The 23,779-nt window shown below is 65.7% G+C and carries 21 protein-coding genes and 1 pseudogene; 15 read left to right on the top strand and 7 right to left on the bottom strand.

The features are described 5' to 3' along the window. From CK219_RS20515 to CK219_RS20480, 8 genes are all read left to right on the top strand, one after another. Entirely contained in the window at positions 1–1,242 is a 1,242-nt protein-coding gene (locus CK219_RS20515; protein WP_095768567.1) for an FAD-dependent oxidoreductase, read from the top strand. Between the two features lie 20 nt (positions 1,243–1,262). Continuing rightward, positions 1,263–1,529, top strand: coding sequence for a sarcosine oxidase subunit delta (locus CK219_RS20510; protein ID WP_095768566.1), 267 nt, complete (start codon positions 1,263–1,265; stop codon positions 1,527–1,529). Next, positions 1,526–4,381: a 2Fe-2S iron-sulfur cluster-binding protein gene (locus CK219_RS20505; RefSeq protein ID WP_095768565.1), complete on the top strand. Its 2,856-nt coding sequence runs from the start codon at positions 1,526–1,528 to the stop codon at positions 4,379–4,381. Before CK219_RS20510 ends, CK219_RS20505 begins: the two co-directional genes overlap by 4 nt. Beyond that, positions 4,382–4,963 carry a sarcosine oxidase gene (locus tag CK219_RS20500; RefSeq protein ID WP_095768564.1) on the top strand — a complete coding sequence of 194 codons (582 nt, stop codon included), beginning with the start codon at positions 4,382–4,384 and terminating at the stop codon, positions 4,961–4,963. Positions 4,964–4,965: 2 nt separating this feature from the next. After that, the gene (locus CK219_RS20495; RefSeq protein ID WP_095768563.1) at positions 4,966–5,874 is read left to right on the top strand and encodes a dihydrodipicolinate synthase family protein; all 909 of its coding nucleotides are present in this window, start codon (positions 4,966–4,968) and stop codon (positions 5,872–5,874) included. A 7-nt stretch (positions 5,875–5,881) separates the two neighbouring features. After that, positions 5,882–6,850 (top strand): D-2-hydroxyacid dehydrogenase, encoded by a 969-nt coding sequence (locus CK219_RS20490; RefSeq protein ID WP_095768683.1) that lies wholly within the window; start codon positions 5,882–5,884, stop codon positions 6,848–6,850. 62 nt (positions 6,851–6,912) lie between these two features. Continuing rightward, positions 6,913–8,454 carry a trimethylamine methyltransferase family protein gene (locus tag CK219_RS20485; RefSeq protein ID WP_095768562.1) on the top strand — a complete coding sequence of 514 codons (1,542 nt, stop codon included), beginning with the start codon at positions 6,913–6,915 and terminating at the stop codon, positions 8,452–8,454. Positions 8,455–8,463: 9 nt separating this feature from the next. Continuing rightward, positions 8,464–9,954 carry a D-aminoacylase gene (locus CK219_RS20480; RefSeq protein ID WP_095768561.1) on the top strand — a complete coding sequence of 497 codons (1,491 nt, stop codon included), beginning with the start codon at positions 8,464–8,466 and terminating at the stop codon, positions 9,952–9,954. On the opposite strand, the gene CK219_RS20475 is transcribed toward CK219_RS20480, so the two are convergent. The 7 genes from CK219_RS20475 to CK219_RS20445 are packed head-to-tail and all read right to left on the bottom strand — an operon-like array spanning position 9,939 to position 17,061. Beyond that, the gene (locus CK219_RS20475) at positions 9,939–10,604 is read right to left on the bottom strand and encodes an isochorismatase family cysteine hydrolase (RefSeq protein ID WP_095768560.1); all 666 of its coding nucleotides are present in this window, start codon (positions 10,602–10,604) and stop codon (positions 9,939–9,941) included. The genes CK219_RS20480 and CK219_RS20475 overlap by 16 nt on opposite strands. After that, entirely contained in the window at positions 10,601–11,878 is a 1,278-nt protein-coding gene (locus CK219_RS20470) for a Zn-dependent hydrolase (protein WP_095768559.1), read from the bottom strand. The genes CK219_RS20475 and CK219_RS20470 overlap by 4 nt, the downstream gene beginning before the upstream one ends. Next, positions 11,875–13,035 (bottom strand): FAD-binding oxidoreductase, encoded by a 1,161-nt coding sequence (locus CK219_RS20465; protein WP_095768558.1) that lies wholly within the window; start codon positions 13,033–13,035, stop codon positions 11,875–11,877. The genes CK219_RS20470 and CK219_RS20465 overlap by 4 nt, the downstream gene beginning before the upstream one ends. Then, positions 13,032–14,351, bottom strand: coding sequence for a Coenzyme F420 hydrogenase/dehydrogenase, beta subunit C-terminal domain (locus CK219_RS20460; protein WP_095768557.1), 1,320 nt, complete (start codon positions 14,349–14,351; stop codon positions 13,032–13,034). The genes CK219_RS20465 and CK219_RS20460 overlap by 4 nt, the downstream gene beginning before the upstream one ends. Before the next feature lie 7 nt (positions 14,352–14,358). Beyond that, complete coding sequence (locus tag CK219_RS20455) at positions 14,359–15,273, bottom strand: nitrilase-related carbon-nitrogen hydrolase (RefSeq protein WP_095768556.1); 915 nt, start codon at positions 15,271–15,273, stop codon at positions 14,359–14,361. Then, complete coding sequence (gene hydA, locus CK219_RS20450; protein ID WP_095768555.1) at positions 15,258–16,688, bottom strand: dihydropyrimidinase; 1,431 nt, start codon at positions 16,686–16,688, stop codon at positions 15,258–15,260. Before hydA ends, CK219_RS20455 begins: the two co-directional genes overlap by 16 nt. A 22-nt stretch (positions 16,689–16,710) precedes the next feature. Then, entirely contained in the window at positions 16,711–17,061 is a 351-nt protein-coding gene (locus CK219_RS20445; RefSeq protein WP_095768554.1) for a RidA family protein, read from the bottom strand. Between the two features lie 293 nt (positions 17,062–17,354). Here CK219_RS20445 and CK219_RS20440 point away from each other — a divergent pair, with 293 nt between their 5' ends. The 7 genes and pseudogenes from CK219_RS20440 to CK219_RS20410 all read left to right on the top strand — a co-directional run. Continuing rightward, positions 17,355–18,542 carry an MFS transporter gene (locus CK219_RS20440; RefSeq protein WP_245340555.1) on the top strand — a complete coding sequence of 396 codons (1,188 nt, stop codon included), beginning with the start codon at positions 17,355–17,357 and terminating at the stop codon, positions 18,540–18,542. Next, positions 18,542–19,303 (top strand): SDR family oxidoreductase, encoded by a 762-nt coding sequence (locus CK219_RS20435; RefSeq protein WP_095768552.1) that lies wholly within the window; start codon positions 18,542–18,544, stop codon positions 19,301–19,303. The genes CK219_RS20440 and CK219_RS20435 overlap by 1 nt, the downstream gene beginning before the upstream one ends. 24 nt (positions 19,304–19,327) lie before the next feature. Next, positions 19,328–20,350 (top strand): NAD(P)-dependent oxidoreductase, encoded by a 1,023-nt coding sequence (locus CK219_RS20430; protein WP_095768551.1) that lies wholly within the window; start codon positions 19,328–19,330, stop codon positions 20,348–20,350. A gap of 11 nt (positions 20,351–20,361) precedes the next feature. Further along, complete coding sequence (locus tag CK219_RS20425; protein WP_095768550.1) at positions 20,362–21,291, top strand: polysaccharide deacetylase family protein; 930 nt, start codon at positions 20,362–20,364, stop codon at positions 21,289–21,291. 3 nt (positions 21,292–21,294) lie between these two features. Then, entirely contained in the window at positions 21,295–22,629 is a 1,335-nt protein-coding gene (locus CK219_RS20420; protein ID WP_095768549.1) for a dihydroorotase family protein, read from the top strand. Positions 22,630–22,634: 5 nt separating this feature from the next. Next, positions 22,635–23,408, top strand: coding sequence for a glucose 1-dehydrogenase (locus CK219_RS20415; protein WP_095768548.1), 774 nt, complete (start codon positions 22,635–22,637; stop codon positions 23,406–23,408). 20 nt (positions 23,409–23,428) lie between these two features. Beyond that, a pseudogene (locus CK219_RS20410) lies at positions 23,429–23,576 on the top strand (MucR family transcriptional regulator); the annotation flags it as partial. Positions 23,577–23,779: the final 203 nt, after the last annotated feature.

The raw sequence follows: 23,779 nt of genomic DNA, 5'->3' as shown, positions 1-23,779 counted from the left end.
ATGCCCCTCAGGCTCCTGAAATACGGTCTCAGCAGGGACTATCCGGTGAGCGGCGACATCCCCGCCACGCCCGAACTGAAGCCGGCCTATGACGTCGTCATCATCGGCGGCGGCGGGCATGGACTGTCCTGTGCGCATCACCTTGCAAAGTACCACGGCATAAAGAGTGTGGCGGTGCTGGAGAAAGCCTATCTCGCCGGCGGCAACACGGCGCGCAACACCACCACCATCCGCTCCAACTACATCACGCCGGAAGGCATCGCTTTCTACAAGGAAGGCGTCGAGCTGTTCGAGCGGCTCTCGCACGAGCTCGATTTCAACGTCATGTTCTCGCAGCGCGGCCAGCTGACGTTGGCGCATAGCGAGGCGACGCTGCGCAGCTTCCACATGCGTGCCGAAATGGGCAAGCATATGGGCACGCGCACCGAGGTCGTCGACCAGAAGGGCGTCGAGGAGCTCTGCCCGCTTTTGAATATGGACTATGGCGGTCCGCTCGAAATCCTCGGCGGGCTCTGGCATGCCGACGGCGGGACGGCGCGCCATGACGCCGTCGCCTGGGGCTACGCCGCCCAGGCGTCGCGACGTGGCGTCGAGATCCACCAGCGCACCGAGGTGCAAGACTTCGAGGTCGTCGGCGACCGGGTCCAGGCCGTCAAGACGAACAGGGGCCGCGTCGCTTGCGGCCAGGTGCTGATCGCCACCGGCGGCATGAACTATGACGTCGCGCTGAAGGCCGGCGTCGAGCTTCCCATCCGCTGCTATCCGCTGCAGGCAATGGTGACCCAGCCCTTGAAACCCTGGCTGCACACGCTGGTCTCCTCCGTTTCGCTGCACACCTATCTCGTGCAATCCTCGCGCGGCGAGGTCGTCATCGGCGGCGGCTCCGATCCCTACCAGCTCTATTCGACGCGCTCGACGCTCGACATGAAGGAGCACCTCGCCGAGGGCGCCATCCACCTCTTCCCCTTCCTGCAGGGCGTGCGGCTGCTGAGGCAATGGGCCGGCATCACCGACATGACGCCGGACTACAGCCCGATCATGGGTGCCAGCCCCCTCGCCAATCTCTGGCTCGATTGCGGCTGGGGCACCTGGGGCTTCAAGGCGACGCCCGTCGCCGGCAAGCGCATGGCGCAGACCATCGCCGAGGGCCGCGTGCCCGACATCCTGAAACCCTTTGCGTTGGAGCGCTTCGAGACCTTCCGGCTGCTCAATGAAATGGGCGCGACTGCCGCCAGCCATTAGCCATGAAACCACACTGACCGATGAAACTGCTTACCTGCCCCATGAACGGCCTGCGCAACATCGACGAGTTCCAGTCCTTCGGCCCGGTGCGTGCGCGGCCCGATCCGGACGCAACCGCCGATACCGAATGGTCGCGACATCTGTTCCGCGCAGAAAACCGCAAAGGTATCGTGACCGAGTGGTGGCGGCACGTGCCGAGCAACTATTTTTTCCTGGCCGAACGCGATCTCGTGAGCAACGAGATCATCTGCACCTTCGATGCGTCCGAGCTGCGGGACCGCGCATGAACCGGCTGCTCGCCCCTTTCGGAAGCCGCATCGATCGAAGCCAGCCTATCCGCTTCACCTTCGAAGGCAAGCCTTTTAAAGGCTATGAAGGCGACAGCATCGCCAGCGCCCTCGCCGCTTCCGGCCAATGGGTGTTGTCGCGCTCGTTCAAATATCATCGACCGCGTGGCATCCTGTCGATGACCGGGACCGACGCCAACGCGCTGGTGCAATTGCCATTCGAACCGAACGCTGCAGCCGAGCGCACGCCGATCAGCGAAGGGCTGCGGGTCAGCGCGCAGAACGTCAACGGCTCGCTTGAGCGCGACCGCGATGCCATCATGGACAGGTTCGGCCGCTTCCTGCCGGTCGGGTTCTACTACCGCACGTTCATGGGCCCGCGCCGCGACAGCTGGCTGAAATTCTGGGAGCCGGTGATCCGCCGCAAGGCGGGCCTGGGCGTGGTTGACACCAAGGCGCCGCACCGGCATTTCGACAAGACGCATCTGCATTGCGACGTGCTGGTGGTCGGCGCCGGCCCGGCGGGATTAAGCGCCGCGATCGCCGCCGCGGAGGCCAGCGTCGATGTGGTGCTGTGCGACGAGAATCCGGAGATCGGCGGCGCGCTGAGCTATGGCCGCTACGATCCGGCCATCCTCTCCGGTCTGTTGGCAAGGCTCGAGTCGCTGCCCAATCTCAAGGGGCTGACCGGCACCGTCTGCAATGGCTGGTACGAGGACAACTGGCTGCCGTTGATCGAGGGCAATCGGCTTCACCGCACACGCGCCCGCGAGGTGATCCTGGCGACCGGCGCCATCGAGCAGCCGGCCGTCTTCCGCAACAACGACCTGCCGGGGATCATGCTCGGCGGTGCTGCCCAGCGCTTGATCCGCCACTATGGCGTGCGGCCCGGTCAGAGCGCCGTGGTGCTGGCCGCCAATGACGACGGCTACCGGACGGCGCTCGACCTGCTGGATGCCGGCGTATCGGTCGTCGAGCTCATCGATCCGAGACCCGCCGGCGAGGCAGGTCCGCTGGAAGCCGAACTCCGCGGCAAAGGCGTCGCCATCCGCAAAGGCGCGACCATCGAAGCGGCGGAAGGCACGGCCGGAAATCGTCACCTTGCCCGCGTCCGTATCGGCGGGAGCTGGATCGCCTGCGACCTGCTGACGGTTTCGATCGGCCAGGCGCCGGCATGGCAACTGCCGTGCCAGGCCGGCGGCAAGGTCGGCTATGATGCCGCGGCGGGAGCCATGACGATTACGCTTCCGCAAGGTCCCGTCCATCTCGCCGGCGCCGTTGCCGGATCGGATGATCTTGAGGACGCGATCGCCAGCGGCCGGCGCGCGGCGGCAGCCGCGCTCGCGCGACTCGGCCATGCGGTCGCCGATGACCCTCAGGTCACGGCGAAGACCATTCGGCCGCGCTATGTGCAACCGATTGTCGCCGACCCCAAGGGACGTGATTTCGTCGACTTCGACGAGGATCTGCAAGTCAAGGATCTGCAGAACGCGACCAAGGACGGCTATCGCGAGATCGAGCTGGTAAAGCGCTTCACCACCGTCGGCATGGGCCCGAGTCAGGGTCGCCATTCGGCCTTGGCGACCGCCCGCATCGTCGCCGAGGCAACCGGTAGGACGGTCGGCGAGATCGGCATCACCACGGCGCGTCCTCCTGTCGGGCCGGAAACGCTCGGCGTGCTTGCCGGTCACCACGAGGCGCTGGAGCGCCGCACGGCGCCGCATGCCCGGCACATCGCGCTGAACGCCGCAATGAAGCCGGTTGGCGCATGGTGGCGGCCTTATTACTATGGTGACGCAAGCAGCGCTGACGAGTCTGTCCGCCAGGAAATCCTGGCCGTGCGCGAAGGCGTCGGCCTGCTCGATGTCTCGACGCTCGGCAAGCTGGAGATCCGCGGGCCGGATGCCGGCGAATTTCTCGACCGCCTCTACACAATGGCGCATGCCAATCAGCCGGTGGGTCGTGTCCGCTATTGCCTGATGCTGAACGAGATGGGCTCGGTGGTCGACGATGGCGTCGCCTACCGGATGGCCGAGGACGAGTTCTATGTGACGGCGACTACCGGCGCCGTCGCGCGCGTCTATGCCGACATGCTGTTCTGGAATGCTGAGTGGCGCCTGAAGGTCGATGTGCTCAACCTTACCGGCGCGTTCTCGGGCCTCAACGTCACCGGACCCAAGGCGCGTTTGGTGCTGGAGGCGCTGGAGAGCGACATCGACTTCAGCCGCGACGCTTTCCCTTATCTCAGCGGCCGCGAAGGCATGGTCGCAGGCGTCCCGGTGCGGGTGATGCGCATCGGCTTCACAGGCGAGCTCAGCTACGAATTGCATTGCCCCTCCAGCCTGGCGCCCACTCTGTGGGATGCGGTAATGGCGGCGGGCCGGCCGCATGGCCTGCGCCCCTACGGGCTGGAAGCGTCGCGTATCTTGCGCCTGGAGAAAGGCCATATCCTGATCGGCCAGGACACGGATGCGATCACCACCCCGGACGAACTGGGCTTCGGCTGGGCGGTCTCGAAGAAGAAGCCGTTCTTCATCGGCAAGCGCTCCATCGAGATGCGCGCGAGGCTCGGTCTGACCCGCAAGCTGGTCGGGCTGCAATTCCCTGCCGGCGCCCGCAACATCCCCGGCGAAAGCTGTCTGGTGCTGCGCGGCGGCGCGCCTGTCGGTCAGATCACCTCGGTCGGATATTCGCCGTCACTTGGGCATCACATCGCGCTCGCCTATGTCCATGTCGACGACCAGGCGGAAGGCAGCCGCGTGACGGTGAAGTGCCGCAATGGTGAACTGGTCGAAGTGCCGGTCGTCGCCCATGCCTTCTTCGACCCGACCAACGCGCGGCAGGAGATCTAGATGGCCGCCAGCACCGCGATGCGCATCTACCCCTTCATGCCGGGCGGCGCGGCCGGCAGCACGAAGCTGATTTCCGACGCGGTCGTGCTGAGCGACCTCACGGGCCGCCCGCGCTTTGGTCTGAAAGGCGGCGGCAGTGCCGCCTGGCTTGCCGCGCAGGGCGTTACGCTGCCGGCCGTCAACCGCATCGGCGACCACCGTGGCATGCGGGTTCTGCGCCTCGGCAACGAGGACATCCTGCTTCTCGCGGAGGACGCCGGCGAGACTCTCGCCGAAGTCAAAGCGGCCTGGCAGGCCGCGACGGCGCCAAAAGGCTACTCCTCATGGCGCGAGGAAGGCTGGGCATGGATGCGCCTTTCCGGTCCTGGTCTTGCCGAAGCGATGAGCGCGCTTTGCGCGCTGGACCTGAGACCGCAAAAATTCGGCGCCGACGATATCGCCCAGACACGCGTCGGCCATATCGAGGCCGTGACGTTCCGTTCGCCGGCGGGTTTCGACATACTCTTCGACGTCACCGCTTCGGCCTACTTCGCCCGCGCCGTCGCGGCTGTGGCCGGCCACACAGGCAAGCATAGAGGATAGTCATGACCCGCCCGCAAGGAACCATCGCCCCGATCCTGACGCCGTTCGAAGATGACGGCCGCATCGCGCGCGATCTGTGGATCTCCCACGCCAAATGGGTGCTCGACCAAGGCGCGCATTTCCTCTCGCCCTTCGGCACGACGGGCGAAGCGCTCTCGGTGTCCTTGCGCGAGCGCATGCAGGCGCTGGAATGGCTGGTCGAGGCCGGCATTGCGCCGGACCGGCTTATGCCCGGCACCGGCGTCACCGCGCTTCCCGAAACGGTCGAATTGTCGGCCCACGCCGTCGGCCTCGGCTGTGCCGCCGTCATGGTGCTGCCCTCCTTCTTCTACACCGGCGCCGGCGACAACGGCCAGGCGCGCTACTACAGCGAGCTGATCGAGAAGGTGGCAAAACCTTCGATGCGCGTGATCCTCTACCACATCCCGCAGAACTCCGGCGTGCCGGTCAGCCCTGCCCTGGCGGCCAGGCTGAGCAAGGCGTTCCCAAACACCGTTGTCGCCTACAAGGACAGCGCCGGCGACTGGAACAACACCGCCGCCGTCATCGCCGCCACGCCCGACATTTCGGTTTTCCCGAGCTCCGAGGCGCAACTCACCAAGGGCCTCGCCAGCGGAGCGGCCGGCTGCATTTCGGCCACGGTCAATTTGAACGCCGCCGCCATTCGCCGCCTCTATGACGCGGCCCGGAAAGGCGAGGACGTCGCCGAAGCCGATGGCGCTATCAGGACGTTCCGGAAGGTCATCCAGGATGCCGGGTTGATCCCTGCGATGAAGGCGGTGCTTGCGGTCAAGTCCGGCGACCGGCGCTGGCTGAACCTGCGCGCGCCGCATGAGAATGCGACGCTCGAGAACGGCCGGGCGCTGCTTGCCATCCTCGGCAGCGCCGCCGATCATATCGGCCGCGATTGAGATCGCGATGTCGGCGCGCCCAACAATCATCCTGCACACCGACAAGCCTGCCGGCGCGCTCGCGGTGCTTGCCGAGACACATCCGGATCTGGATGTTCATGCCTGCGACACCTATGCCGGCCTTCCCGCTTTGATCGAGCGGACCGCCGCGGAAGTAGTCTATTCGATCCGCTTCGACGGCACGCCGCACTATCCGCGCCAGGCCCTCGTCGAGAGCCCGACGGTGAAATGGGTGTCGATCGGCGGCTCTGGCACCGACCATCTCGGTCGCTGGGATCCGAATCATGTGACGGTGACGAACGCGGCCGGCGTCGCCGCCGGTATGCTGGCCGAATATGCGCTCGGAGCCATGCTCTCCTTCTCGCTCGACCTGCGCGGTTTCGAGCGCCGGCAACAGGCCCGCCAATGGGGCGGCGGCCGCGTCGAGCCGATCGAGGGTAAGACCGTCCTCATCGTCGGCCTCGGCAAGACCGGTGAGGCCGTCGCGCGCCGCGCGCAGGCGATGGGCATGCGCACCCTGGGCATCCGCGCGCGACCGAAACAGATGCCGTCGCTCGACGAGGTGCATGGGCCCGACGCGCTGCTGCCTCTGACCGGCCGTGCAGATTTCATCGTCTGCTGCGTGCCTCTGCTGTCCACCACGCGCGGCCTGCTGGGCGAGGCCGCTTTCGCCGCGATGAAGCCGTCCGTCGTTCTCATCGATATTTCGCGCGGCGGCGTCATCGAGGAAAAGGCCCTTCTCGCCGCGCTTGATGCGGGGCGGATCAAGGGCGCGGCGCTCGACGTCTTTGCGACCGAACCGCTCCCGGCGGAGCATCCGCTCTGGAGCTACGACAACGTTGCCGTCACGCCGCATTGCGCTGCGGTTTATGACGGCTGGGACATCAAGTCGGTGCGCATGTTCGCCGACAATCTGGCGCGCTACCGCCGCGGCGAGCCGCTGGAGAATGTGGTCAATCCGGAACGCGGCTACTGAAAGCAATTCCAGGAAAAGTGCAGCGGTTTTCCGTGCGAGAACAAGAATCGAAGGGGAATGCTATGTCACAGGACAGGCGCGGCGGTGGCCGCAGATCGAAGCTCGGGCGCGGTGGCGGCGGCATCGCGCAGCTGCCGTGGCAGAGCGTCAAGAACCCCTACCCGCCTATGCAGCTCCTTGACGAGGAGCGCATGGAGCAGTTGCACAAGACCTCGATGCGCATCCTGTCGGAGCTCGGGATCCGCGTCATGAGCGAAAAGGTTATGGACCTGTTCGCCAAGGCTGGCGCCATCGTCGATCGCGAGGAGCGGACCATCCGCATCGACGAGAGCATCGTGACGGAAGCTCTGAGCAACGTGCCCTCCTCCTTCACGCTGACCAGCCGCAATCCGGACAAGCAGATCCATTTCGGCGGCAATTCACTGGTTTTCGGCCTGGTCGCCGGTCCGCCCAATGTGCATGACCGCATCAACGGCCGCCGTCCGGGCAACCTCCCCGACTACCAGAACTTCATCCGGCTGGCGCACCACTTCAACGCCATCCACATCATCGGCAACCAGGTGGTGGCGCCGATCGAGCTGCCGGCGAATTCCCGCCATCTCGACACCTACCATGCCAATCTGACACTGAGCGATCTCTCCTTCCATTGCACGGCGATCGGCCGCGCCAGGGCGATGGACGGCGTCAACATGATGGCGATCGCGCGCGGCATCTCGGTCGAGGAGATGCGCGCCTCGCCGGGCGTCACCACGATCATCTCGATCAACTCGCCGCGCCTGTTCGATGACGCGATGGCGGAAGGCCTGATCGCCATGGCCGAGCACGGCCAGCCGGTGACGGTGACGCCCTTCACGCTGATGGGCGCGATGACGCCGGTGACGCTGGCCGCCGCGCTCTGCCAGCAGAACGCCGAGGCGCTGTTCGGCGTGACGCTGACCCAGCTCGTCAACCCCGGCACGCCGGTGATGTACGGCGCCTTCACCTCCAATGTCGACATGAAGTCGGGCGCGCCGGCCTTCGGCACGCCGGAAAACGCCAAGGCCAACATCATCGCCGGCCAATTGGCGCGGCGCTACAACCTGCCCTACCGCACCTCAAATGCGAATGCCTCCAACGTGGTCGACTTGCAGGCCGCCTACGAGACCGAAATGGCGACATGGGGCGCGGTGCTCGGCGGCGCCAATTTGATCTATCACGCCGCCGGCTGGCTGGAGGGCGGGCTGACGGCGTCCTACGAAAAGCTCGTGCTCGACGTCGAGATCCTGCAGAACATGATGGAGTTCCTGCGGCCCTTGCCATTCCAGGAGGACGACCTCGGCTTCGAAGCCATCAAGTCGGTGCCGGCCGGCGGCCATTTCTTCGGCGCCGAGCACACCATGTCGCGCTACACCACCGCCTTCTACCAGCCGATGCTCTCCAACTGGCAGAACTACGGCGCCTGGCAGGAAGCCGGCGGCAAGGATGCGCTGGAGCGGGCGACAGAGCTCTGGCAGCAGGCGCTGCACGACTATGAGGAGCCGGTCATGGATCCCGCAATCCGCGAGGAGCTCGACGCCTATGTCGCGCGCCGCCGCGAGGAGATCGCCGCCAATCCGGAAGCTTAGGACACTACAATGCCTTACGACCTCGTTATCCGCCACGCGACGCTGATCGCCGGCGACGGCTCGGCACCGTTCGAGGCCGACATCGCCGTTACCGGCGACAGAATCGCGGCGATCGGCCGGCTGGACGATGAGCACGGCATCGAGGAAATCGATGCTCTGGGCAAGGTCGTCGCGCCCGGCTTCATCGACGTGCACACCCATGATGACGGCGCGCTGCTTTCGCCGCGCGGCATGGACCCGAAGATCAGCCAGGGCGTGACGACGGTGATCGCCGGCAATTGCGGTGTCAGCCTGGCGCCTCTGCTGCTCGACAAGACACCGCCGCCGCCCTTCACGCTGGTCGGCGGCCGCGAGAACTTCCGCTTCGGCCGCTTCGCCGATTATGTTGCGGAGCTAAAGCGGCGCGGCATCGCCACCAACGCGGCCCTGCTCGTCGGCCACACCACCTTGCGCCAGCGCTGCATGCCGGTGACCGACCGTCCCGCAAACGCAGCGGAAACGGCAGCAATGCAGGAAGCGGTGGCCGAGGCGATGGCCGAGGGTGCGTTCGGCCTCAGCACTGGGCTCGACTATCCGCCGGCCGTCAACTCATCGACCGATGAGGTCAAGGCTCTCGCCGCCACAGCGGCAGGCCTGGGCGGTCCGTATGTCACCCACACGCGCAACTATTTCGAGGCGATGGACGAGGCGATCGAGGAAGCGATCGACATTGCCGGTCATGCTGGCGGCAAGCTCATCATCTCGCACCACCAGTGCACCGGCCGCGCCAATTTCGGCAAGAGCCGGCCCTCGCTGGAAAGGATCGACCGGGCGCGCGAGACGATGGACATCGGCATGGATGTCTATCCCTATGCCGCGAGTTCGACGGTGCTTCGGCTGGAGCGCTGCGACACCGGCTTGAAGATCCTGATCACGTGGTCCGATCCGCATCCGGAGATGGCAAGGCGCGAGATCGCCGACATTGCCCGCGAATGGAACTGCACCGAGCGCCAGGCGGGCGAGCGCCTGCTGCCGGCCGGCGCGGTCTATTTCCAGCTCGATGAGGACGATGTCCGCAACATCATCGCGCACCCGCGCACCATGATCGGCTCCGACGGCCTGCCGTACGACATTCACCCGCATCCGCGCCTCTGGGGCACTTTTCCGCGCGTGCTCGGACATTACGCGCGGGATATAGGGTTGCTCACTCTGGAGGAAGCCGTGTTCCGCATGACCGGCCTGCCTGCGCGTGAATTCGGCATCCAGGAGCGCGGTATTCTCGCCGAAGGCAATTTCGCCGATCTCGTCATCTTCGACCCCAAGACGATCATCGACACCGCCACCTTCGAGGAGCCGCGCAGGCCCGCCGCCGGCATCGACCATGTCTTCGTCAACGGCGTCTCGGTCTGGCGTGGCGGCAGAGCCACCGGAGCGCTGCCCGGCGCGGTTCTCAAGCCTTCGGCTTCAAAGACGGTATTCAAAGGCGCATGCGGCTGTGGCGCCGATCACAGCGCCTCGTAGATCCGGTCTACGCTCTCCAGCGTATAGGCGAATTCCACCGGCCGCGTGCAGCGCCAGCCCTCGAATGGCTGTTCGGCAAGCGCCTTCAACGCCTGCCGCAGACGCAATATGCCGCCGCCATAGAGCCGGTTCGCCATGTCGAGCATGCCGGTGCGGTGCATGGCTTCCGTCATGCTGCCGCAGGCCTCTTTCACCAGCCAGACGCGAAAACCCTGATAGACCGCATCGAACGCGGTCTCCGTCACACAGCTGTCGGTGAGCACGCCGGTGACAACAAGGTTTTCAACCCCGAGCGCGGCGAGGCGCTGCGAAAGATCGGTGCGGCGAAAGGCGCTCGGCCAATGTTTGTGGATGACGATGTCGCCGGGCACGGCCGCCACCTCGGCGCAGATGTTCGCGCCTTCGCTGCCCGCGACGGCGGAGCGGAATTCTTCGGTCAGGATCTCCTCCTGCCGCGCGTAGCCTTCACGCTCTTCCGGCTTGACCCAAGCCTGCGCGTGGATGACCGGCACGCCAGCCTTGCGGGCGGCCTCGATCAGCGCTGCGGCATTGGCCAGCACCGCGTCGTAGCCGACGACCGGCCATGCCGCGCCGGGTCGGTACTCATTCTGCAGGTCGATGACGAGCAAGGCGGTCTTGGCGAGGTTCATGGCTGGCCCGATGGGTTGTCGAAGTCGGTCACGAAACGCAGGAGCAGCCGGATCGCCTGATCGAGGTCGGCGATCTCCATCGCTTCATGCGGATTGTGGCTGCCGTTCTCGTTGCGCACGAAGAGCATCGCGGTTGGGATGCCGGCGCCGGCAAACGTCGCCGCGTCGTGCCCGGCCCCGCTTGGCACATGCGGCGCCAGCATTTGCAGTTCGATGGCGGCAATGTTGAGCCTGCCGATCAGATTCAGCGACATCGTGGCCGGATCCCAGGTGAAGCGCGGCCCGGGCTCGAAGGTGACGCCGCGTTTGCCGGCAATCTCAGTGAAAATGTTCTGAAGCTTGGCCTCGATACGATCCAGGACGGTAGCTTCGGCGCTTCGCACATCGAGTGTGAAACCGAGCTCACCCAGAACACGGCTGCCGCCATGCTGCGTCGGATCGGACTGCACGCGGCCGAAGGTGATGGTGGCCTCACGCCCTTCGCGTTCGAGCGCATCCCATTCGGTTTCGAGCGCGGCGACCAGATCGGCAAAGCCAAGCACGCTGTCATGCCGGGCAAAGCGCGGCTCGGCGCCGGAATGGGCATAGGCGCCAAGGCACTTCGCATCGACATAGCGGAACCCGCCGGCGATCCCGGTAACGATGCCGACCGGCGCTTCGGCGGTGACCAAGCGTGGCCCCTGCTCGATATGCACCTCGACAAAAGCCGCGATCCGCCCTGCATCGATGCCCGGCACGCCTCGTCGCACGGCTTCGGGGTCGAAGCCTTCCTCGCGCATGTGCTCGGCCAGCGTGCGCCCGCTGTCGGACCGCCTGGCTTCGAGCGCCCGCGGATCCAGCAGGCCAAGCGCCGCCTGGCTGCCGGGGTATGACAGCGGAAACCAGACGGCCTCCTCCGCCCGCGTTGCCAACACGATGAGGTCGCGTGGCAAGCGGATGCCCTGCCCGACCAGTTCGGCCATCACTGCCAGGCCCGCTGCCACGCCGGCGGCGCCATCGAAATTGCCGCCATGCGCCACGCTGTCGAGATGCGAGCCGATGACGATCGCCGGCAAATCCGGGTCACGGCCTTTCAGCGTCAAATAGAGGTTGCCGGCGGCATCGACGCGCGCGACGGCGCCGAGCTTTTCCGCCTCCTTGCGCACAAAGTCATGGGCGAAGCGCTCGCCCGGCCCGTAAGCAACGCGCGTGATTCCCGGCGCGTCCGTCGTGGCTTCGGCGAGTGCGTCCAGGATACGTCCCGCCAGTTTCCCACCGGCCGTCAGTGAGCTCATGGCGCGGCCCGTCGAGCTTCGCCCTCGGCGCCGCGCAGCCGGTGCGGCGTCAGATCGTCCAAGGAAACGCCTTGCCTCGCGACATTGTCCGGCAGGCCGCCGCCGGCGATCAGGCTGGCGCAGATGCGCGACAACGCCGGCGAGGTCTTGATGCCGTAGCCGCCCTGCCCGACCAGCCAGACGAAATCCGGAAATTCGTCATCCGGCCCGACCACTGGCGACCCGTCGGCGACAAATGTCCGCAAGCCCGCCCAGGAGCGCGACACGCGCTGCACCTCGATTGTCGTTGCCCGTTCGAGACGCTCGGCGCCGATCGCGACATCGATGTCTTCGGCAAATGCGTCCATCGGCGTCGACGGCGTGGCGTCGGCCGGCGACACGAACAATTGCCCGGCATCCGGCTTGAAATAGAATTCCGCGCCGACATCGTTGACCAGCGGCCAGTCGCTAATGTCGACACCCGCAGGTGCGGGAATGTTGAAGGCGGTGCGGCGCTTTGGCTGCAGGCCGACCGGGCGCACGCCAGCCATCGCAGCGACCTCGTCGCCCCAGGCGCCAGCCGCATTGACGATCAGCGGCGCAAGGAATGTTCCCGCCTCCGTCTCGACCCGCCATAGACCGCCCTGTCGGCCGATGGTCCGTACACCCGCCTTGGTGACGATGCGCGCGCCATGCGCTCGCGCGCCGCGCAAAAAACCCTGGTGCAGGCCGTTGACGTCGATGTCCATCGAATGCGGTTCGATATAGGCGCCGGCGAGGTAGTCCCGGCGCAGCACCGGCACGCGCGCGATCGCCTCCGCCGGCGTCATCGCGACGATCGAGGGAACGAGCGCCTGCGCGGCCGCCAGATCTTCACGCAAAAGGTCGAGTTGGTCGGTGCGCGCCACGGTGATCATGCCGCGCTTGCTGAGCAGCGGATAATCACAAAAACCCGTCGGCGGCTCGGTGAGAAACGCCCGGCTGGCGAGCACGATGCGGCGGATGACGCCGTTGCCGTAATTCTCCGTGAAGCTCGCCGCCGAGCGTCCCGTGGTGTGATAGCCGCAATGGCTCTCGCGCTCGAGCAGCACGACCTTTTTGTCGCGCGAAATCTCGAAGGCAGCGCCGGCGCCCGCCATGCCCCCGCCGATGATGATGACTTCGGTCTGCTCGCTCATCGGCGCTCATCCTCCACGACTATTTTGCGCGGCACGGCTGGCGGCTCGCCCAGGCGGCCGCGCCGGGCGCGATCGCGGGCGCCCCGCCCTTCGGCCAGATTGTCGGCCGGCGAGTTCTGCACGGCGCAATCCCGCAAAGCGAGGTCGCTGACAAAAGGCACCGGCTTGCCTGCGATTGCCATGCCTGTCAGCCGCGCCCACACGGCGCGCCGCTTGCGCACTTGATGCGACTGCAATTCGCTGATCTCGGCGATGCCGCTCTCCCGCTTGATCTGCAGTACGCCAGTCTCAACGGCCGCGTCGAACAGCTCCAGCCCGCGCTTCGTGCGCACGATGATGCCATTGAGTGGCTCGTCCTCGACGGCCGGTCCGCCGTTCAGCCAGGAATCCGATACCGCGATATCCGCCACCTGCCCGATCGCGTCGGGGCAGATCTTGCAGCGCGGCTGGATCATCCATTTGTCCTCGTCTTCCCACAGCTGCCGATAGCTGATCTCGAAGGCGCGGCCGTCTCTGGTTTCGACGCGGTTCAGGCCAGGATTTCCATATCCCCGGTAGCGGAAGAGAGCGAGCTCGTCCTCACGAAGGCCAAAACGCTCCAGCACCTGTTCCGACTTGGTCAGGTCAGAGGCCCCGCCGCAGACGAAGGCGAGCGCATAGCGCATATATTCGTCGACACGCAGATCGAGCCGCGCCAGGTTTCGCACCGCGGTGATGTCGCAGGGCTTGGCGATCAGGGCGAACGGCTCGCCGCGGTCGAGGATGTCGTTGAAATCCACCAGCGTCGCCGCCGGCCCATAGCGCGAGCCGGCGCCTTCGAGCACCGAAGCGCTGTCGAAGCTTAGCCTTCGTTCCGTGCGCATCGGCATGGAACGCGAGGCCGCGACGTGCAGCACGAACTTGACCCGTCCCGAGTCGAGCAGGAACTGCCCGAGCGCCGTCAGCGTCCCGCCGCCGGAGCCGACAAACCGCACTGTGGGATTTCCAGCGGAGCCGAGCACAAGCCGTTCGACAGGCCCCCAGACAGTATCCGCTAGCCTGGCCTCGCGTCCTTGCGTCGGAGGCGGACCGGCGATCCTCGTTCCTGGGCAGACGGCGTTGATCTTCGCCAAGGTCGCCTTATCCAGCGCCTGCCTCGCCACTGGCCGCTCTCGGCCTTCCGGCGTCATCACCATCTCGATTTCTCCAGCACCGGCAATCGAGACGCAAAGGCCGCAACCGATGCAAAGTCCGTTCTCCACGATGTCGCCAAGCGACAGCGGGCCGGCTGCGAGCGCCGCGGTGTCCTGGCTGTATCCGGTTTCGATCAGGCCCATCGCGGTCTCAGACAGGCTCCGAGATGCGCTTGTACTGGTCGGGGCGGCGATAGAGCTCGAAGTTGAAATTCACCTTCCGGCAGGTCTCGATCAGATCGAGATCGGCGCGATGGACAATGACCTCGTCGTCGAGCGACATCGCCTGCGCGGCGATCTCGCCGGTCGGCGCGATGATGCAGGATCCGCCGATCAGCGCTTGCCCGTCTTCCAGGCCCGCCTTGGCAGCGGCGCCTATCCAAAGCGTGTTCTGGTAGGCGCCGGCCTGCATCGGCAGATGATTGTGGAACATTCTCAGATGCGCCAGCGCCGGCGCCTCGTCGAGCAGCAGCGGCGTGTTGTAGCCGAGCAGCGCCACCTCGGCGCCGTTGAGGCATAGCATGCGATAGGTCTCGGGCCAGCGGCGGTCATTACAGATGGCGAGACCTACGCGCACGCCGCGATAGTCGAAAACCGGAAAGCCGAGGTTGCCGGGTTCGAAGTAGCGCCGTTCGAGATGGGTGGTCGTGCCTGCCTCCGGCTCGCTCGAACCCGGCACATGCATCTTGCGATAGCGGCCGATGGAGGCGCCCTCCGGCCCGACCAGATCCATCGTGTTGAAATGGCGCCTGCGACCCTCTTCATGCGCCAGTTCGCAATAACCCAGCGCGAACCCGACCTTCAGCCGCGCGGCGGCATCATAGAGCCGCTGCGTCTCGGGTCCTGGCATCGAGACTTCGAAGAAGGCATCGATCTCGGCCTGGTCGTCGATGCGCCAGCGCGGAAAGAATGTGGTCAGCGCCATTTCCGGAAACACCGCGATCTCGGCGCCGGAAGCCGCTGCCTTTTCGAGCAGATGCACCAGCCGCCCGACCGTCTCGGCGCGCGTGGCGCTGCGCTGGATCGGTCCGGTCTGGCAAACGGCGATGGTCAGGCATCGAGCCATGGTGTCCAATCCTCGACTGGTTTTCCCAAAAGCGCCGGATCGGCGGCGGCGCGCGCCACGAATCGCCCGAACCCCGGTTCGGCCTGCAGCTTGCCGTCGACGACCACCGGCACGCCGCGCACCAGGACGGTGGTCGGCCGGCCGGTGACGACCTTGCCCTCATAGGGCGTGAAATCGACCCGCGAATGCAGCGCCTTGTGCCCGAGCGTCCAGCGCGCAGCCGGATCCCAAAGCGCGAGGTCCGCGTCGAGCCCGACGGCGATCCTGCCCTTGCGATCGGCGAAACCGTAGATCGAGGCGGCGTTGCGCGAGGTGAGGTCGAGATAGCGATCGAGCGTCAGGCGGCCTGTGAGCAGCCCTTCCGAAAACAGCAGCGGCAGGCGTGTCTCGATGCCGGGAATGCCGCTCAGCGTCGTCGTGAAACCGGGTGTTTCGGAGCGGCCGATCTTGTCGGCGAAATAATATGGCGAATGGTCCGACGACCAGAGGTCGATGCCGCCGTTAATCAGCTCCTGCCACAGATGCTCATGGCTCCGCGGCGACCGCGGCGGCGGCGAAAAGACGAAGCGGGCCGCGTCGACTGCGTCGCGGTCGAGGTCAGCCGCCCCGAGAAACAGATATTGCGGACAGGTCTCGGCGATGGCGGCCACCCCGCGCGCCTTCGCCCGCCCCACTTCCTCCGCCGACTGCCAGGACGATACATGCACGATGGTCATGCGCGCGCCGGTCATCTCGGCGAAGGCTAAAGCGCGATGCGTCGCCTCGCGCTCCATCGTCTCGCTGTGGGCGACGACATGATAGCGGATATCGGTGCGGCCGAGATCGATCAGCCGCTGTCGCGTGCGCCGGATCGCGGCGTCATTTTCGGCATGGACCATGACGATCCAGCCTAGTCGTCTCGCCGTATCGAGCACTCGGAAGAACAGGTCGTCGTCGACGGCAAAACCCTGATAGGTCATGAACAGCTTGACCGAAGCGATGCCGCGCTGGGCAAGCTGTTCGAGTTGGGCCTCGACATCCGCGCCGGTGCCCATGGTCACCACGGCATGCAGCCCATAGTCGATCACGGAACGCCCCGCCGCGCGCTCCAGCGCGCGGTCAATGGCGCCGATGGTGGTCATGTCCTGCCCGGGCATGCCGAACGGGACGATGCAGGTGGTGCCGCCAAAGGCCGCGGAGATCGTGCCGGAATAGAAATCGTCGGCATTGCCCGCGCCGCCCCAGACCGGCTGGTCGAGATGGCAATGCGCGTCGATGCCACCGGGCATCACCCAGCTGCCGCCGGCGTCGATCGATTTCCCCCCGGTCAGGCCTTTGCCGATCGCGGCGATGCGGCCGTCGTCGATGCCGATGTCGCACTCGGCCCAACCGTCGTCGAGCGCCACGCGCCCGCCTTTGATCACCAGCTCATGCATTGGCGTCCCCTCGCCGGCCGGCTCATCCGACGGCCGCCGTCACCATGATCTCGACACGGTACTGGTCGCCGGCAAGCCGCGCTTCCACCGTGGCGCGCACCGGCATGGCGCTCCTGTCGATCCAGGCGTCCCAGGCCGTGTTCATCATCTCGAAATCGGCGATGTCGCGGAGCCAGATCTGGACGCTGAGCAGCTTCGACTTGTCGCTGCCGGCCTTGGCCAGAAGCGTATCGATCTTGGCCAGGATCTGCTTGGTCTGGCTGGTGGTGTCGCCGGAAAGATCATCCGCGGTCAGGCCGGCCACATAGACGGTGCCGTTGTAGCGGAGCACCCGGCAGAAGCGCTGGCCGTTTTCGAGGCGTTCGATCGTCATGATGTTCCCTTCCGCTGGGTTCCAGATCCGGTTTTTGCCTATGGTAAGGAGGGTGCAAAACCGCTGTAAAGCCCGCGACGCGCCGAGACGCCGCTTTCCTTTGCCGGCATGGCCAAAAAAATTTAAGCCATAGCCGCGTCAATCTTCGTTTGTGGCAGCCACTATAAAGTGTAGCTTCAGCTCGGGCTGCCGTCGGTCAACGGTGCCGCCAGGGAGCCGCCGCAGCCGCATTCATGAGGTCGATCGCTCAATCCGCGATGAGGCTTTGGCAAAATGCTGAGCGCTCCCGCGCCATGCTGCCGATCATGGTCGGCGTCTGCCTCGCTTGCATCGGCAGCGCCATGCTGACCACCGCCGTGTCGCTGCATCTCGGCAAGCCCGGCATTTCGCCCCAGGTCGTGCAGATCGTGCTGACCGCCTATCCCGTGGGCTTCCTCGTCGGATGCCTGGTCACGCGCCCGGCTGTCGCCCAATACGGCCACGAGCGCACCTTCGTCGCGATCCTTGTGCTGGCGCTGCTGGCCGCTTCAGGCTTTGTCTTCACCGAATTCCTGCCGAGCTGGATCTGCTTCCGCCTGCTCGGCGGCATGGCGATGGCGTCGTTGTTCGTGGTCTGCGAAAGCTGGATCAACCTCTACGCCGAGCACCACAACCGCGGCGCGTTGTTTTCGCTCTACATGCTGACGACGGCGATCGCCGTGCTGCTCGGACAACTCCTTGTCGGCCTGGTCGGTCCGCAATCGCCGCATCTGTTCCCGGTCGCGGCGGCGACGGTGCTTCTGGCGTTGATCTCCAAATTCATCGGCGGACGCTGGCCGGCGCTGCCGGCCAGCGATCCGGAGCACGCAAGTTCGGCGAGGCCGGTCAAGCGCCTCGGCCCGCTGGCGCTCTTTCGGCTGGCGCCGGTGACGGTCGTGGCGATCTTCCAGGGCGGCATCACCAACATGAACATCTTCGTGCTGACGCCGATCTACGGCACGCAGATCGGGCTTTCGGCGGCAACGACGGTCGGGCTGGTTACGACCATCAGCATCGCCGGCATGCTGGCGCAGACGCCAGTCGGCTGGCTGTCGGACAGGTTTGAGCGGCGAATCATATTGCTTGTCCAGGGCGTCCTGTCCGTCACGCTCTGCGCTGCGATCGCCTGGCTCGGCAATTTTTCGGTGCCGCTGCTCTTCGTGCTGTTCTTCCTCTATGGCTGCACGGCGCTCACCGTTTATCCCGTGGCGATGGCCTTCGGCGCCTCGCAATTGCACAGCCGGCACATGGTCGGCGCTTCCGGCACGCTGCTCCTGCTCTATTCGATCGGCAATGTCGCGACGCCCGGCATTTCCGCCGGCCTGATGGACCGCATGGGCGCGCCGGCCATGTTCCTCTTGCTCGGCGGCGGCGCCGTGCTGGTGACGATAGCTGCCTGCTACAATCTTTTACGCCGGCCGGTCATCGCGCCGGCGATGCAGGCAGTCAAGGAGCAGGTCTGATGACGGATGCAATGAACCGCATGAAGGGCAGCGTCATTCTCATTGCCGGCGCTGCCAGCGGCATCGGTGCGGCGATTGCACGACGCTGCGCTGCCGAAGGCGCAAGCGTCGTCTGCGCGGATTACGATCTTGAGGCTGCGACGAAGCTTGCCGAAGCGCTTGGCCCTACCGCCGCCGCTTGCCAGTGCGATGTGACGAACATCGAGTCCGCCGAAGCGGCCGTCGCGTTCGCCCGGCAAAAATTCGGCCGGCTCGACGGGCTGGTGCACAATGCCGCGGCCCCCTCCACCAACGCCACCGTCGTCGATCTCGATGAGGGTGCGTGGCGGCACGAGATCGATATCGGCCTGACCGGCGCCTTTCTGATGAGCAAGTTCGCCGTGCCGCTGATCGCCGCAAGCGGCGGCGGCTCGATCGTCTTCATCGGCTCGCAATTCGGGCGCGTCGCCACGACCAAGGCCGTCGCCTATTGCGCTGCCAAGGCCGGGCTGATCCACCTTGCCAAGGCGATGGCCGTGGACCACGCGCCCGACAAGGTTCGCGTCAACAGCCTGTCGCCCGGCGCGGTGGCCACGACCCGCCTGCTGCGCCGGTTCGCCGATTTCGAGGCCGCCAATGCCGGCCTTGGTCCCGCCCATCTGCTCGGCCGCATCGCCGATCCTGACGAGATCGCCGCGGCGGCGGCTTTCCTGCTTTCCTCGGACGCATCCTTCGTCACCGGATCCGACATGCTCGTGGACGGCGGCTATGCGACGCGCTGAGCCCGTATTTTCAAGGGAGTTCCCATGACCCTGCTCGTCACTGGCGGCACCGGCTTCGTCATGAGCGTGGTTGCGCGCGCTTGGCTGGATCGCGACCCTCTGGCCCGCGCCGTGATCCTCGACCGCTCCGGCCTCGACGCAGCCGCTGAGAAGCATTTCGCGCCGGTGCGCGACCGGCTGACGATAATCGCCGGCGATATCCTAGACCCGCAAGCCTGGTCCGCGACGCTCGACCAGCAAGGCATCACGGCAATCGTCCACGGCGCGACGATCACGCCGATCTCACGCGGCAGCGCTTCGGAGGCCAAGCGCCAGCCGGAGGCCGAGGATCCGGCACGCATCGTCGACGTCAATCTGATGGGCACCGTGCGCATGCTGGAGTGGGCGCGCGCGAGGCCCGGCCTCAAGCGCTTCGTCTATGTCAGTTCCGGTTCGGTCTACCGCCACAACGGGCCCGACTGGAGTAGCGAGCCGCTGCCGGAAGACGGCTATGTCGCGCCGCTGACGCTCTACGGCATCTCGAAATTCGCTTCCGAGATGGTCACCAACCGCTATGCCGACCTGTTTAACCTGTCGGCGGTCTCGGTGCGGCTTGCTTCCGTCTACGGGCCGATGGACCGCGCCACCGAGAGCCGCAACTTTCGCCATGTCCCCAACCGCGTCGCGCATATGGCTCTGGCCGGCGAGACGATCAGGCCGAACAGCCTGGAGCCTGTCGGCGACTATGTCGCCTCGACCGACGTTGCCGCAGCGATCCTCGCGCTGATCGACGCGCCGCACCTCAATTACCGTCACTACAATATCGGCTCCGGCTCGAGCCAGACCATCGGCGAGATCATCGGTTGGGCAAAGGAACGCGTGCCGGGGCTGAAGGCCGAGGTGGCATCAGGAGAAGACGCCAACATCGTCCAGGACGTGGCGCTGAAAGGCGGTATGTGGGGCGCCTATGACATCGCCCGCATCCTGCGCGACACCACATGGCGGCCGCGTCCCGGCAAGGAAGCCTTCCACGCCTATATGGACTGGATTGCCGCCAACGAAAGCTGAGGAGAGTACCGATGCCGATCGATCTCCAGCATGCCCAGCCGCGCGACTTTGTCGGCTATGGCCCGCATCCGCCCTTCGTCACCTGGCCGGGCGGCGTGAAGCTCGCTGTCAACCTCGTGCTCAACTACGAGGAAGGTTCGGAATACAACTGGCTGGATGATGGCCGCAACGACAATTGGGGCGAATACAATCTGACCAGCAGCCCGCCGGTGCGCGATCTCGGCACCGAGACGCATTTTGAATATGGCAGCCGCGCCGGCGTCTGGCGCCTGGTGCGCCTCTTCGATCGCTACGACATTCCGGTCACCTTTTCCGCCTGCGCCGTGGCGCTGGAGCGCAACCCGCCTCTGGTCGAGTGGATGAAGAGCCGCCGCCACGACCTGATGGGCCATGGCCTGCGCTGGATCGACTACACGATGATGGAGCGCGGCGAGGAAGAGCGTCACTTGCACGAAGCCATCGCGCTTTACGAGAAGCTGCTCGGCAAGCGGCCGCTCGGCTGGAACTGCCGCTCGCTGCCCAGCGTCAACACGCGCGACCTTCTGGTGAAGGAAGGCGGCTTCCTTTACCACTCCGATCCCTGCAATGACGACCTGCCTTATTTCCTCGACCACCGGGGCACGGAGATACTGGTCGTCCCCTACTCCAAGACACTCAACGACAGCCGCTACCTGGTGGCTCCGGGCTATAGCAATCCCCGCGACTTCGCCGAGGACTGCCGCTCGGCCATCGACTATATGCTCTTCGAAGCCGACGAGACCGGCGGCCGCATGCTGACCATCGGCATCCACGCCCGCTGGACGGGCCAGCCCAACCGCGCATCGGGTCTACGCGAGGTGATCGAGCATGTCCAACAAAGTGACGGCGCCGCCTTCATGCGCCGCGAGGACATCGCCCGCTTCTGGCATGCGAACCATACCCGCATCGAACAGCGCGGCTGAGCGATGTTCGAAACGCTGATCCGCGGTGGAATGGTGGTGAATGCCGAAGGCATTAGCCGCAGCGATATCGGAATCGCCGCGGGCAAGGTCGCCGCAATCGTCGCGCCGGGCGAAGCCGCCGAAGCCAGGATGGTCGTCGATGCCTCCGACTGTTTCTTGCTGCCAGGTCTGGTCGATGCGCATGCACATCTGCGCGACCCTGGCCTGACTCAAAAGGAAGATTTCTCCTCCGGCACGCATGCGGCCGCACTCGGCGGCGTGACGACAGTGCTCGACATGCCGACCGATGAACCGTGGACGGCCACGCCAACGCAACTAGCCGACAAGATGGCGATCGCGGAAGGCCGCATCCATGTCGACGTCGGCCTGCAGGCCGTGATCAGCCGCAACCTGTCGCTCATCCCGGGCCTGCTTAGCCTTGCGCCGGTGTCGTTCGAGCTGTTCACCGCCGACGTGCCGGACGCCTTCCTCTTTGCCTCGCTCGACGCGGTCGCCGAAGCGCTCAAAGCTTTTGCCGGTGCCGATACGCTGATCGGCATTTCACCCGGCGATCAATCGATCCTGAACGGCAGCGCTACGCGCGACCGCTCGGGCGCCATCGCCGCCTTTCTGGACAGCCGGCCGCCGCTGGCCGAAGCCAACGGCATCGCCCGCGCCCTTGTCGCCGCGGCCTCGGCGGAGGCAAAAATCCACGTCCGGCAGATCAATTCCGAACTGGGTGTCGAGACCTGGAGCCGGCTGCGCGGCATGGCCGACGCCAGCGTCGAGACGACGCCGCAGAACCTGTTCTTCACAGCGCAAGATTACGAAGCTCTGGGCGCTAATCTGAAGGCTTCGCCGCCCTTGCGGTCGCCGCATGACGTCGATGCGCTGCACGCTGCGCTCGGCGCGGAACTGATCGACATCGTCGCCACCGACCATGCTCCGCACGCACCGGCCGAGAAGGCGGCGCCTTATGCGGCTTTCGCTGACGTTCCGGGCGGCATGCCGGGATTGCAGACGCTGCTTCCCACCATGCTGAAGCTGGTCGATGACGGGCTCATCGCCCTCCCCGATCTGGTGCGCATGTGCTCTCGCAATCCGGCCGAGCGCTTCGGCCTCGGCCGACGCAAAGGCCGCATCGCCGCCGGCTACGACGCCGATCTGCTGATCCTCGATCCACACCAACCCAGCACGATCGCCAATGCCGACCAGGTGTCTCGGGCCGGCTACACGCCCTTCGACGGTTGGGCCGTGAAAGCGCGCCTGACCAACGTCTTCCTGCGCGGCCGCGAGATCGTGCGCGCAGGCAGGCTGGTCGGCCCGGCGCAGGGAAAGATCGTCACCCGGGAGAGCTGAACACCATGGCCTTGCTCGCAAGTAAAACCGTCATCGTCACCGGAGCGAGCTCCGGCATCGGCCGTGCCATCGCGCTGAAATTCGCGGCGGAGGGCGCGAGCGTCGTCGTTGCCGACATGGTGGAGCAGCCGATCGAGGACGGCGAGAGCACCACCGACATGATCCGCTCGGCCGGCGGCGCTGCAATCTACGTCAAGACCGACATATCCGACTGGAGTGCCGTCGATGCGCTGGTGGGCGCAACGATTGCGCGGTTCGGTCGCCTCGACGTGATGGTCAACAATGCCGCAATCTACACCAGCACCAACCTGATCGAGACCACGCCGGAACAGTGGAACCGCGTCATCGGTGTCAACCTGACCGGGTTCTTCTACTGCAACAAGCGCGCCGTCACGCAGATGCTGACCCAGGCGCCGGTCAATGAGGTGCGCGGCCGGATCATCAACATCTCCTCGCAGCACGGCATGGTTGCCTGCCCCGGCGATTTTCCCTATTCGGTGAGCAAGGGCGGTATCGTGCAGATGACGCGCCAGATCGCCGTCGACCATGCCGACGACCTGATCGTCTGCAACGCCATCGCGCCGGGCAAGATCATCACCGGCAAGCCGGGCGTCGCCAACGATCCTGGTGCGCTCGAGTATTCGCGCCGGCGCACGCCGTGGCCGCGGCTCGGGCATCCTAACGACGTGGCGGGCGCGGCGCTGTTCCTGGCCAGCGATATGGCCAGCTACGTCACCGGGATAAACCTGATGGTTGACGGCGGCTGGATGGCCGGCTGACGAGTGATTGCCGGGCCGCTCTAGCAACCAGGCACGGGATGACGCCTGACGAATACCGGGCGAAGTGGGGACTGGCGAAGGACTACCCTAATGATTGCCCCAAACTATTCGGCCGCCCGATCGGAATCTCGAACTAACGAAGGAAAGCGTCCGGCCTCGAGTTTCTAGGGCGTGGGCAAAGCGCGGGCAAGCCGTGGGCGAAGCCATTTTTTTCGCAATGAAATCAAAGGGCATGGTGGGCCCGGAGAGTGTGAGGTCGTCAAGCAAAATCAATGGCTTACAGGATGGTTAGCCAACCCATATCCTTCGTATCGTCTCGTATGGTCTGGCGAACCGGATAAGAACCCGAAATGAGCCACCTTCTTATTCGC

This window comes from Mesorhizobium sp. WSM4313, assembly GCF_002294725.1.
Classification (GTDB): Bacteria; Pseudomonadota; Alphaproteobacteria; order Rhizobiales; family Rhizobiaceae; genus Mesorhizobium.
This window is presented reverse-complemented; position numbering and strand designations above follow the sequence as displayed.

Coding starts and splice junctions, on each gene's coding strand:
- CK219_RS20515 (WP_095768567.1), top strand. CDS start 1: ATGCCCCTCAGGCTCCTGAAATACGGTCTCAGCAGGGACTATCCGGTG.
- CK219_RS20510 (WP_095768566.1), top strand. CDS start 1,263: ATGAAACTGCTTACCTGCCCCATGAACGGCCTGCGCAACATCGACGAG.
- CK219_RS20505 (WP_095768565.1), top strand. CDS start 1,526: ATGAACCGGCTGCTCGCCCCTTTCGGAAGCCGCATCGATCGAAGCCAG.
- CK219_RS20500 (WP_095768564.1), top strand. CDS start 4,382: ATGGCCGCCAGCACCGCGATGCGCATCTACCCCTTCATGCCGGGCGGC.
- CK219_RS20495 (WP_095768563.1), top strand. CDS start 4,966: ATGACCCGCCCGCAAGGAACCATCGCCCCGATCCTGACGCCGTTCGAA.
- CK219_RS20490 (WP_095768683.1), top strand. CDS start 5,882: ATGTCGGCGCGCCCAACAATCATCCTGCACACCGACAAGCCTGCCGGC.
- CK219_RS20485 (WP_095768562.1), top strand. CDS start 6,913: ATGTCACAGGACAGGCGCGGCGGTGGCCGCAGATCGAAGCTCGGGCGC.
- CK219_RS20480 (WP_095768561.1), top strand. CDS start 8,464: ATGCCTTACGACCTCGTTATCCGCCACGCGACGCTGATCGCCGGCGAC.
- CK219_RS20475 (WP_095768560.1), bottom strand. CDS start 10,604: ATGAACCTCGCCAAGACCGCCTTGCTCGTCATCGACCTGCAGAATGAG.
- CK219_RS20470 (WP_095768559.1), bottom strand. CDS start 11,878: ATGAGCTCACTGACGGCCGGTGGGAAACTGGCGGGACGTATCCTGGAC.
- CK219_RS20465 (WP_095768558.1), bottom strand. CDS start 13,035: ATGAGCGAGCAGACCGAAGTCATCATCATCGGCGGGGGCATGGCGGGC.
- CK219_RS20460 (WP_095768557.1), bottom strand. CDS start 14,351: ATGGGCCTGATCGAAACCGGATACAGCCAGGACACCGCGGCGCTCGCA.
- CK219_RS20455 (WP_095768556.1), bottom strand. CDS start 15,273: ATGGCTCGATGCCTGACCATCGCCGTTTGCCAGACCGGACCGATCCAG.
- hydA (WP_095768555.1), bottom strand. CDS start 16,688: ATGCATGAGCTGGTGATCAAAGGCGGGCGCGTGGCGCTCGACGACGGT.
- CK219_RS20445 (WP_095768554.1), bottom strand. CDS start 17,061: ATGACGATCGAACGCCTCGAAAACGGCCAGCGCTTCTGCCGGGTGCTC.
- CK219_RS20440 (WP_245340555.1), top strand. CDS start 17,355: ATGCTGCCGATCATGGTCGGCGTCTGCCTCGCTTGCATCGGCAGCGCC.
- CK219_RS20435 (WP_095768552.1), top strand. CDS start 18,542: ATGACGGATGCAATGAACCGCATGAAGGGCAGCGTCATTCTCATTGCC.
- CK219_RS20430 (WP_095768551.1), top strand. CDS start 19,328: ATGACCCTGCTCGTCACTGGCGGCACCGGCTTCGTCATGAGCGTGGTT.
- CK219_RS20425 (WP_095768550.1), top strand. CDS start 20,362: ATGCCGATCGATCTCCAGCATGCCCAGCCGCGCGACTTTGTCGGCTAT.
- CK219_RS20420 (WP_095768549.1), top strand. CDS start 21,295: ATGTTCGAAACGCTGATCCGCGGTGGAATGGTGGTGAATGCCGAAGGC.
- CK219_RS20415 (WP_095768548.1), top strand. CDS start 22,635: ATGGCCTTGCTCGCAAGTAAAACCGTCATCGTCACCGGAGCGAGCTCC.